At 51.2% G+C, this 10,904-nt stretch carries 8 protein-coding genes; 3 read left to right on the top strand and 5 right to left on the bottom strand.

All coding sequences use genetic code 11. The annotated features are described in order from the left end of the window. The 3 genes from BMY16_RS11385 to BMY16_RS11375 all read right to left on the bottom strand — a co-directional run. Positions 1–214 (bottom strand): LolA-like putative outer membrane lipoprotein chaperone (locus tag BMY16_RS11385; RefSeq protein ID WP_317614783.1); only part of this gene is annotated, 214 nt, incomplete at its 3' end. Between the two features lie 121 nt (positions 215–335). After that, positions 336–2,879, bottom strand: a complete 2,544-nt coding sequence (locus BMY16_RS11380) for a bifunctional fucokinase/fucose-1-phosphate guanylyltransferase (RefSeq protein ID WP_091842569.1) — start codon at positions 2,877–2,879, stop codon at positions 336–338. Further along, the gene (locus BMY16_RS11375; protein WP_244513043.1) at positions 2,876–5,380 is read right to left on the bottom strand and encodes a YfhO family protein; all 2,505 of its coding nucleotides are present in this window, start codon (positions 5,378–5,380) and stop codon (positions 2,876–2,878) included. Before BMY16_RS11375 ends, BMY16_RS11380 begins: the two co-directional genes overlap by 4 nt. 86 nt (positions 5,381–5,466) lie before the next feature. Between BMY16_RS11375 and BMY16_RS11370 the strand changes: the two genes are divergently transcribed. Genes BMY16_RS11370 through BMY16_RS11360 form a run of 3 tightly spaced genes read left to right on the top strand, consistent with a single transcriptional unit; the run spans position 5,467 to position 7,462 of the window. Then, positions 5,467–6,258, top strand: coding sequence for a TrmH family RNA methyltransferase (locus BMY16_RS11370; RefSeq protein ID WP_091842568.1), 792 nt, complete (start codon positions 5,467–5,469; stop codon positions 6,256–6,258). 28 nt (positions 6,259–6,286) lie between these two features. Continuing rightward, entirely contained in the window at positions 6,287–6,931 is a 645-nt protein-coding gene (mtnN, locus tag BMY16_RS11365) for a 5'-methylthioadenosine/S-adenosylhomocysteine nucleosidase (protein ID WP_091842566.1), read from the top strand. Positions 6,932–6,967: 36 nt separating this feature from the next. Then, positions 6,968–7,462, top strand: coding sequence for an S-ribosylhomocysteine lyase (locus BMY16_RS11360; protein WP_091842565.1), 495 nt, complete (start codon positions 6,968–6,970; stop codon positions 7,460–7,462). A gap of 18 nt (positions 7,463–7,480) precedes the next feature. On the opposite strand, the gene BMY16_RS11355 is transcribed toward BMY16_RS11360, so the two are convergent. Then, the gene (locus tag BMY16_RS11355; protein WP_170836096.1) at positions 7,481–9,040 is read right to left on the bottom strand and encodes a M28 family peptidase; all 1,560 of its coding nucleotides are present in this window, start codon (positions 9,038–9,040) and stop codon (positions 7,481–7,483) included. A 560-nt stretch (positions 9,041–9,600) separates the two neighbouring features. Beyond that, a complete protein-coding gene (locus BMY16_RS11350; RefSeq protein ID WP_139207210.1) occupies positions 9,601–10,854 on the bottom strand; it encodes a hypothetical protein in 1,254 nt (417 codons plus the stop codon). Positions 10,855–10,904 lie beyond the last annotated feature (50 nt).

The following is a 10,904-nucleotide window of genomic DNA, read 5'->3' as shown; positions in this document are numbered from 1 at the left end:
TGGTAGCTTGTGGTGTGGTAGCATAGAACTTGCGACCTTTCACGGCAATGGTACCATGGGTGCTGCCGTGTGCGCCTGTCATCCTGAAACTGGCTCTTACGCCTTCCTTGGCCGACACCATAGCGGCAGCCTTGTCGAGCACGCTCTTCGCCGTCTGCCCGTAAGTTGCGACGCTCAGCAGCATCGCCGTTATCAGAAAACAAATCTTTTTCATATTTTAATCTTGATGTTTTACATCGAGCTCGCTCACGTTCGACATAGCTTAAGCAAGCTTAGCTCTGTTCTCACTTAATCGCGACCTTCAATCTTCAATTTTCAATCTTCAATCTTCTCAATCAACTTCTGCTGATTTGCAAACCCGTTGTAGAGAGTGTCATCTCCACAAATCTGGCATTCTTATTCTGCTGATGATCGCCTAAGATCTGCTTGATGCGTGCAGCTGCCTCAGGATCCTTGGCAATCATATAGAGATAACCACCGCCACCAGCGCCTGGGAGCTTATAACCCAGACATAAGTCGTCGATCAGACTTGTCAATGTAGCCACAGCCGATGGGTTCGTACCACTATCCAACAGCTGGTTCTGCTGCCACGTTTTCCGCATCAACAGCCCCATTCTCTGGAAGTCGTTCTGCTGGATGGCCTCATACATCTCCATCGTGTGCTCCTTCATCTCTCGCAGCAGGCGCAGTTCGTCGCCCTGGTTCAGGAACATCCCTCGCACAATCTCTGCCAGGATACGCTTTGCCGTACGCGTGATGCCCGTATAATATAATAGGTGACAGGGCTTATACTCTGGCTGCGTCCATAGGTCGTTGGGCAACCATCTCACCTGCGGACTCTGGTGGAAGCCCTTGCCCGTCTGCAATAGTTTTACACCGCCAAGCACGCCACCAAACTGATCCTGCCAACCGCCTCCTGTGGTCAGCATCTGCTCCAGCATCAGCGTCCTGCGGCCTATCTCGTTCTTATCCCAGCCCAGACCGCAGAAATCGTTCAGTGCACCCAATACGGTCGACGCTAAAATGCTCGACGTGCCTAGTCCGCTACCTGCGGGGATAGCCGAGAGCAATGTGATCTCAATGCCACTTCCGAAAGCCTGCAGCTCCTCGAACAGCGAGGTGCCCGACTTCCCGAAGCCCGCTAAGACGAGGGCTGCCTTGGGAATCGAGAAGGGTGAGCCCACATGCATGAAGTCTGTCAGCTGCTCCTTGGTCTCCACCACTTCCACGGCACCGAGATCGATGCTGCGAAGCACGATACGCGGCTCCTTCGAGGGCTTCACGTATGTCTGCAGTGGTGGCTGACCATTCAACTCAATCGCCAGATTGATCACACTGCCACCTTCCATCAGACAATAGGGTGGGGTGTCTGTCCATCCGCCTGCGATGTCGATTCTCACAGGCGAGCGGCCCCATACGATCTGGTCGTCAGCCACACAGAGCGATGGCGGTTGCTGGTTCTCTGATGCAGACTCACAGAGCCCCTCGCGCAACAGGGCAAAAGCCTTGTCGCTGTCGCCACGGAACATCGCGTCGTGAATCCTTGTCATCAACGGGGCGTCCTCAGGTATCGGCTCTGGCATGGGTATCTGCTCTTGTTCAAACACTGTCGCTGCATCAGCCAGATCCAGCTGATAAAACACGCTGTGGCTCCAGTTCTTCGCCAATGCGCTCCAGTTTTCTTTTCTGAATGCTTTACGCTGGGCAAACAGTCTTTTCAGGTTAGCCCGCTCTGCCAGTTCATTACTGTTCAGCGGCTCGTCAATCTTGTAGTGGCGCACCTCGTAGTCTTGGTCGCCCACAGGTACTACATCGATACATTCGCCGGGCTCCAGACTGATCTCCCAGTCATTCTCTGGCACACCCGTTATCACATGGTCGTGGGTCAGTTTCCAGCGTGGCCCCACGTAGCTGTTCTCAATCCAGATATTGCTGTTCTCCTCGGTAAACCTCACCTTTGTTACGGCATTCTGCACAAAGATACTTGGATGGGGCTTACGGTCCAGGTGCATGATCTCGCGCTGGTCGATCACCAGATTCTGTAGCCGTAGGGTAGAGGAGATCATCTCTTTCGACGTGCCGAAGTGGTAGAACTCACCACCTGCCAAAGGCACGATGGCCACCTTCAGGTTCGAAATCTCCCCATCGGGCTTCGTGGGATTTGTACCTAAGGCACAGCCAAACTCGCCATAGAGGTCGTACTCTCCTTCCCCGCTTCGCTCCACAAGCAGCTTCACGGCTTTATCCGAGAGCATCCACACGCCAATATCCGTCAAATAGAAGTGATCCTTCTGGAGATCTCCCAACGTCTGTACCGATGGCTTTTGCAGCATCTGCTTCAATACTGAGGGCGACTTCCGGTCGCTCACAAACACACCGTGATTCTTGGCGATTGAGGCATCGAGCCACAGACCATAGCACACCACATCCGCATCGGGCACAGGCTGCAGGGGTTGAGTGGCACGAATCAACACGTCGCCGCTCACCACCATGGTATGGATTGTCTCAGGTGCCATCGCCATCATCTTCTCGTAAAGGGGTAACTGCACTCTCAACAGGTCCTGCGACAATCGCTGGCCTCTCTCCCAACGGAATACGGGCAATGGCATCAGCACCTTCCCCGATACGGCATAGCAGGGCAGACGCTTGCTCTGTCCGCCCGCATGAATCAGGATGCGCTTCTCCTGAGCGAGCCATTGGTCAAATGATTCTTGGCCTTCAGCCTGAAAACATTGCTGCAACAGCCACTTCGTACCGCCACCGCTGCCCAGGCGATGGCCTATTGGGTCGCAGGTAGCGAAATACTCTTCACTACTCAGTCTTGTGACATCATGAAACGCGCCCACCAGATTCGGTGGCAATGACAGTAGTTTCTTCACTTCTTTTCCTTTCTCTTCTTCACTTCCAAGCCTATGGCTCCTACCACCAAGAGCAACAACAGTCCGTAGGCCAGATAGGCAATGGTTTCCGTGCGCTTCACTGTCTTGGGGAAGAATGCCAGTTCTACCTGATGCTTACCAGGCTTGATGTTCATGGCACGGAGGATATAGTTCACGCGCCCCAGCTCAGCAGGTTCACCATCGACGGTGGCAGTCCATCCCGGATAATAGATTTCCGAGAACACCAGCACACCGCCCTTGCCTGTATTCACATCGTAGGTCAGGCGGTTGGGCTCGTAGCTTGTAATCGTCACCATGCTCGCGGTATCCTGTTCCACGGCTTCACCCAACTGTGCCTTGAATTTCGCGTCGGCCACAGCCTGATGGCGCAGGTCAAGCTTACCCACACGCTGTATCTCCTCGTTGGCATTGTTCACGTAGTCCAGCTGGTCCACCATCCAAGCATTGCCGTAGGCATAGGGATTCTGGATGGGCACCGTCTGCCCTCCCTGTAAGGGGAAGATAAAGTAGCGGGTATTCAGCATATTCAGAACTGGACAAATACTGTCCCCTTTCACTTGAGTCATATCGCCTGCAGCCTCTGAAACGGCCTTAAACAGTCCCTGCATTTCTGGCGATATATACTGCTCGATCATCTCCTGATAACGGCGCAGTTTTGCTGCATGATAGCCGCCAATGCTCTTATGATAGTAGCTCGTCTCGTTCTCGTTAAACGTGTTCGAGGCGAGGTTCAGCACACGGTAGTCCAACGTCTGGTCTCTCAGTATCAGCTCGTCTGTCTGCGACTTTGCCTGCGGGGCCTCACGCTCCGACTTCGGCACAAACATCTCGTCGTTCAGATAGCGCTTGTTTACTGTCCACAAGTCTACGAGGCAGAGCACGAGGATGATCCCTACGGCATACGTCTTCTTCAGCTTGCCCATGATGGCTGCCAACAGGATGCCTGTACCAATCAAGATAATATAGAACGAGCGCATACAGTCGGCTGTAAACACCGCCATACGCATCTCCGTCAGATTGTCCACCAGCGGTTTGATATACTCTTCAGGCAGACTTTGGATGGCACGTACCTCCTCATGGGAGATGAATCTGTCGAAGAACAGCGAGGGCTTCACCGTAAACAGTAGTGCCATACCGCCCGTCAGCAGGAAGCTCACCAGGAGCGGCCACTTCAGTTGTTTCAGCTGTACACCGTCTTTCAATACCTCGCGCAGGGCCATCATCGCCAACAGTGGAATGGTGAACTCTGCAATCACGAGAATCGAGGCCACCGTACGGAACTTCGCATACATCGGCACGTTGTCGAGGAAGAAGTCGGTGAATCCCATAAAGTTACGTCCCCATGAGAGCAGTATCGAGAGGATGGTGGCTGCCAGCAACGCCCATTTCATCGGCCCCTTCACCACAAACAGCCCCAATATAAACAGCATCAGTACAAATGCGCCCACATACACTGGTCCGCTCGTTCCTGGCTGGTCGCCCCAATACTGACCCAGCTGCTGATAGACAGGCAGAAGATTGTTGTCCGCCTTTTCCATCGCCTTCTCACTACGTGTCAGTGGCACTGAGGCACCACCCTTTGCATTCGGCACCAGCAGTGTCCAGGTTTCATCAATGCCATAGCTCCACTGGGTAATGTAGTCGCGCTCCAGACCGCTGCTCGTCTGGTTGCCCGAGTTCTTCTTCACCAACTCACTCTTACCGCGCATCGACTCCTGACTGTACTCCCACGTATGATAGAGGGTCGACAGGTTGATACACAGACCTATGGCCGCACCCAGGATACATACGCATGTGGCCTTCACAAAGCGCATCATCTCTTTCTCGCGGATGGCCTCCACAAGCCATGCTATCACCATGAAGAGGATGATAAACAGGTAGTAATAGGTCATCTGCACATGGTTGGCGTAGATCTCAAAAGCCGTAAACACCGCTGTCAGCAACAATCCCCACAGGTACTTGCCCTTATAAGCCAGCACGATACCCGCAATCATTGGCGGCAGATAGGCCAGGGCCCAGACCTTCCAGATGTGGCCAGCAGCAATGATAATCAGGAAATAGGTGGAAAACGCCCAAAGTATACTGCCCAGCGCCGCCAGATGCTGACGGAAGTCAAAGGCCCTTAATAGGATATAGAATCCTAGCAGATAAGCAAACACGTACCACACGTTCTCTGGCAGCCACAGATGATAGGCATCCACAGCCTTTGTCAACACCTCCGTCGAACCGTACGAGGGTGACATCTGGTAGGTTGGCATACCACCAAAGAGGGCATTCGTCCAACGGCTGCGTTCACCCGTTCTCTGCAGATACTCTATACCCTCCTGACCTGCGCCTCGTCCTGCCGAAGCATCGTGGCGATACAAAATGCGTCCCTCGATATCAGCGGGGAAGAAATAGGCAAAGGCCAATACGGCAAACAACAGCACTGCCAGCAGATCAGGCAAACACTTCTTGAAAGAAGATTGAATATTCATCATTGAATCCTAAGTTTATTAATTTCTGCGTGCAAAGTTAGTGATTTTTTTGCGAATTGCAAAAATTTCACTAACTTTGCATCCGAATTATGGAAGAAAATAGTATTACCAGCGTTCAAAACGCCCGAATCAAGCATGTCGTAGCCCTGCAGCAGAAGTCATCGCTGCGCCGTGAGGAAGGTCTCTTCGTGGTCGAAGGCCAGCGCGAGATTGAGCACTGCATCGCCTGCGGTTATGAGATCAACGAGCTCTTCGTCCTCGATACGTTCGACTATACGGGCTCGCTTCCCGCCACGCGCGTGGCGCCTCTGGTCTACGAAAAGATGGCCTATCGGGGCAGCACGGAAGGCATGATCGCCGTCGCCCGCAGCAAAGACCACTCGATTTTCAATCTTCAATCTTCCATCTTCAATAAAATCAACCCTCTCATCATGGTCCTAGAGAGCGTTGAGAAGCCTGGCAATCTCGGGGCTATCCTCCGCACAGCCGAAGCTGCTGGGGTCGATGCCGTCATCGTGTGCGATCCGCTCACCGACCTTTACAACCCCAACCTCATCCGGGCCAGCATCGGTGGCGTCTTCTGCGTGCCAACCGCCGTCTGTACCTCGCAGGAGTGTATCGCCTTCCTCAAAGAGCATGGCGTGTGTATCCTCACCGCTCAGTTGCAGGACTCCTACGAATACTACGACTACGACATGTGTCAGGCCACGGCCATCGTCATGGGCACCGAGTCTACAGGACTCACCTCCCAGTGGCGCGAGGCGGCTGACGCCCATATCCGCATCCCCATGCTGGGTCGCCTCGACTCCCTCAATGTCAGCGTCTCTGCCGCCATCCTCATGTACGAGGCCGTCCGCCAGCGAAAAAAGGTAAGAAAGTAAGATAGTAAGAAAGTAAAACGGTATAAATATGAAAATAGGTATTATTGTTGCAATGGACAAGGAACTGCAGCAGCTCCGTCCGTTATTCCCCGAAGATCAAGTAATCCTGCAGAAAAGCGGTATCGGTAAGGTCAACGCCGCCATCCAGACGGTAGAGATGATCCGCCAGTTCCAACCCGACTGTATCATCTCCACAGGCTGTGCAGGTGGCAATGGCGATGATATCAACGTTCAGGATGTCGTGGTCAGCACCCAACTCGCCTACCACGACGTCTACTGTGGCGAGGCTATCGGACATAGTGTCTACGGTCAGGTACAGGGTCTTCCCCCGCGCTTCGATGCCGACCCCAGCCTGCTCGAAAAAGCTCTTTCCCTGAGTCTGCCCAAGGGAGTGAAAGTCCATCCCGGTCTCATCGTCACTGGCGACTGGTTTGTCGACACTAAAGACAAGATGCGTGAGATTGTTGGTCACTTCCCCGAGGCCAAGGCCGTCGACATGGAGAGCTGTGCCATCGCCCAGACTTGTTATATTAATAAGGTGCCCTTCATCTCATTCCGCGTCATCAGCGACATTCCCCTGCGCGATACAGACGCCTCTATGTACCATGACTTCTGGAACACTATTGCCCAGAACTCCTTCCAAGTCACCAAGACCTTCATCGAAAGTCTTTAATATTTAATTTTCAATATTCAATATTCAATTTCCCAAATGGAAGTTATACAGAGTTTCACCATCGATCACACCCACCTCAAGCCCGGCATCTATGTGTCGCGCGAGGATAAGGGTTTCACCACCTACGACCTGCGTATCACCGAGCCCAATAAAGAGCCCGCCGTGGCACCGGCCGCCATCCATAGTATCGAACACCTCATGGCCACTTGGTTCCGCAATTCCGAGGTTAAGGACGATGTAGTCTACGTGGGACCCATGGGCTGTCTTACAGGTATGTACATCATCATGACTGGCAGCTATACCGTCGAGGACATGCGTCGCCTCACCATCGAGTGTCTCCAGTGGATCCTCACTCAGGACGAGGTCCCTGCCACGCGTCCGGAGGCCTGTGGCAACTATCTGCTCCACGATCTCCCCATGTGCAAATGGGAGTGTGCCCGCTATCTCGATCGCCTGCAAAACGATTTCCACTGCGAGTACACCAAACTCCAGATCACGCTTTCCGACGGCAAGCGCTTCGCCGACGCTTAAAGACGAATTTTCATCGAGTCAGTCAGCCAACGATAGTGCTACACTCAATATCAGGTTGACATTAGCCAGCGTTCCGCTCACATCCCAGTCATCGCGATATTCGTCGCATGGCTTGTGATACCATACGGGCATCGGGTATTTGTTTGGCTTACTCATATCCACTGGATGCTGGCCGTTCTCAAGCACTACGGCTGGCACACCCTTCTTAACGAAGTTGTAATGGTCTGAACGGAAGAACCAACCGTCGGAGTTGTCGTCGTCGAAGTAGATATACCTGCCTTGAGCTGCAGCTGCAGCAATGTAATACTTGTCCAGAGGACTTTCGCCGCCACCCAGTATCACCACATCGCGCGTCAATTCTGCGGGACCGATACTCTCAAAATTCAGACAGGCCACCGTCTTTTTCATCTCTACGACAGGATGTGCACAGTAGTACTCCGAACCGAATAGTCCGCTCTCCTCCGACGAAGGGAAGAGGAAGATCAGGCTCCTGCCGGTTCTGGGTAACTCCTTCATCTTCTTGGCTGTAAGCAGTGCGCCTGCCATGCCTGAGGCATTGTCGGCAGCACCATTATAGATGGTGTCGCCATGCTCGTCGGGCTTCCCTATACCCAGGTGGTCCCAATGGGCACTCAGTACCACGGCCTCGCCGTCAGTCTGCGACCCTCGTAGGATGCCGCCTACGTTTTGTGTCTGTCTGATATTGAAAGTAGCACTCATCCTCACGTCGCCTTTCACGTTCAGCGAGAAACTCTTGAATCCTGGTCTTTTGGCTTCGGCTATCGCCTTACCCATGTCCATCCCAGCCGCATCAAACAGCTTTTGGGCTCCATGCTCATGCAGCCAGCCTTTGACGGCCAACTCATCGGCGTTTCGGGTGTCAGGGTTATACAGGGCAAGATTATCCGTCAGGTGACCATTTACGCAGACATGCCATCCGTAGCTGGCTGCCTCGGTGTTGTGGAGCACCAGACAACCTGCAGCCCCTTGTCGGCGAGCCTCCTCAAACTTATAGACCCATCGGCCGTAATAGGTCATGTTTCGCCCTCTGAACAACTGATTGTCGTAATAGCCAGGGTCGTTTACCATCGCGATGACAATCTTTCCCTTCACGTCAATCCCTGCATAGTCGTCCCATCCATACTCAGGAGCATGGATGCCGAAACCGCAGAATACGTACTCTGTCTGCCTCAAGTCGATCTTTTCCGTAGCACGGGCTGTCCACACCACAGCATCGTCTGGGTAGCGCAACTCGGCCTTCTTGCGGCCCCTTACGGAGAGCTTGTTACCCATTGGCTTGGCAGTCACTGCAATCATGTTGAACGGCTGAAACCAACTCCCGTCAAAGGCAGGCTCCAGACCCATTTCCTCCAATTGCCTGGCAAGGTAGTTCACTGTCTTGTCTTCGTAGGTCGTCATGGGTTTCCGTCCACCAAACTCATCTGATGCCAGCACCTTAGTCCATTCTCTCAACAATTGCTCATCGCTGCCGGTTTTCAGTTGCGACTGCTGTATCTGTGCATGAACGGCTGTTAAGCTCATTCCCACAACCGCCATTGCCACAATCATTCTTTTCATAATGGTATATTTTACTTGTTGCCTGCAAAGATAGTGCAAATCGAAGACAAAACCAAATAAATACATGTGTTTTTTTGTTTTGTTGAGATGTAGCTCGCTCGGCTAAGTCTGCCACCGAGTTTCCTTCCGTCCTCTACCGAGTTTCACAGCGTCGTCCGCGGTATGACTCTGCGTCCCCTTACGAGTTTCGTTCAGTCCGCATCCGGTCGACAGGGAAAGACAAAATTACAAATTACAAATTACAAATTACATTAAGACCTTTTTAGCTCGATTTTCGGCTAAAAAATGGATTTTAAGGTTATATTTTATAATTATATATATATAATTATAAAATATGAGGTATATATTAAGGATTTTTGTCTTTTTCACTCCAAAAAACCTTATTGTAATTTGTAATTTGTAATTTTGTAATTTTACTCTAAATCTGTCTTTTACTGCGCTCGAGATGACAAGGGGACTTGAGATAACGTAAAGGGCTGGGAGGCAGGGGAACATAAAGCCGGGACACCCTAACTTGGGTATCCCGGCTTTATGTATAGGTTGGATGGACTTCAGACAGATTACTCAAACCAGCTGATGCGTGGTACGCGGGTACGCTCTGACATCCAGTCGTGATCAGCCTTCACAGCAACCATCTGGGGAATGGTGCCAGTTTTTGGGAACTCAATCATTGTTGTTATGTCCTGGGCATTCTCACCCTTCACAGCGAAAGAGATATTATTATCTGAAGGCTGCCAGTCGGAAGCATCAAACTCTCCATACACATTACTCTTATTAATATTTGTGGTGTTATACATCGTCTTCACGTCAAGGCCTTCCTGAGCACTCTTGGCCCATACCTGCTTACCACCGATGAGGATTGCGATATCAAGCTTTCCGCCAAGGGCACGAACAACACCCTTCGTCTCCACCTTACCGTCGCTCCAGGTTGTCTTGGTCAGGTCTACCACGCAGTCGTTGAAGTCAAAGTCACCCACGCTACCGAGGTCTTCCATCATGTAGCGCTTAGCTTCAGTTTTGACAATCTCAGCTTCTTTTACTTGGTAGTTCTCCAGAAGACAAATTAAGTCTGAATAGTCTTTATCACCGTTGCAGTCGAAGGCTACATACTGACGGCCATTCACAGTGAACATTTTACAAGTAGTTAATTTGTGCTGCTCTAAATTGTTCCAAATTTCAGCGTCGCTAGCTATACCTGAAGCATTTGTTGCAGAGGGTGTGACAACAGCATACCAGAAAAAGCCCTCAACACCCATCATATCCTCCGAATCAATCTCGCGTCCTGTATTGAAATTCAGATTATTTGTGCCAGGAGCCTTTCCAAGACCAGAATACCATGTATTATCTTTGGCATTCACTGTGAATAAATAATTAATCAACTTATCTTGACCATTAAACTTCACACCAACAGTATGATAAGCATAATCATCACCCGTACCTTTCGCATAAACAGGATGGATGATCATTGATGCATAAGGTTTCCAATCCACAACCGCAGCAGATTCCACCTGCTCTTTTACACCTTCGAAATCTTCATCAACAAAAGCGAAGAAATTGTTTCCATGCTGTTTTGTATTCCAAACTACTGTTGATTGCACATCACCACGGGTGCTAGCCTTAGCGCTGGCTGTAAAGTCCCAGCTCTGATTCTCTGATACAGGGCCAAAGGCCTCTATAAACTGCTGTTCATAGCTTTTCACGGTTTTCTCATTCACAAGATTTGCGTCATACAAATCACTTTTTCCACAAGAGGTGAACATCACTGTTCCTGCCAATGCTACCATAACGGCAGCAGTGCTCATCATTTTTTTCATTTCTATAAAACTTCTTTTATTTGATTTAATTAATAAAATTGAATATTTGC

Source organism: Prevotella sp. ne3005, from assembly GCF_900110085.1.
GTDB lineage: Bacteria > Bacteroidota > Bacteroidia > Bacteroidales > Bacteroidaceae > Prevotella.
This window is presented reverse-complemented; position numbering and strand designations above follow the sequence as displayed.

Bases quoted from the DNA above. Each gene is read 5' to 3' on its own strand.
- BMY16_RS11355 (WP_170836096.1), bottom strand. From the start codon at position 9,040: ATGAAAAGAATGATTGTGGCAATGGCGGTTGTGGGAATGAGCTTAACA.
- BMY16_RS11350 (WP_139207210.1), bottom strand. From the start codon at position 10,854: ATGAAAAAAATGATGAGCACTGCTGCCGTTATGGTAGCATTGGCAGGA.
- BMY16_RS11360 (WP_091842565.1), top strand. From the start codon at position 6,968: ATGGAAGTTATACAGAGTTTCACCATCGATCACACCCACCTCAAGCCC.
- BMY16_RS11370 (WP_091842568.1), top strand. From the start codon at position 5,467: ATGGAAGAAAATAGTATTACCAGCGTTCAAAACGCCCGAATCAAGCAT.
- BMY16_RS11375 (WP_244513043.1), bottom strand. From the start codon at position 5,380: ATGATGAATATTCAATCTTCTTTCAAGAAGTGTTTGCCTGATCTGCTG.
- mtnN (WP_091842566.1), top strand. From the start codon at position 6,287: ATGAAAATAGGTATTATTGTTGCAATGGACAAGGAACTGCAGCAGCTC.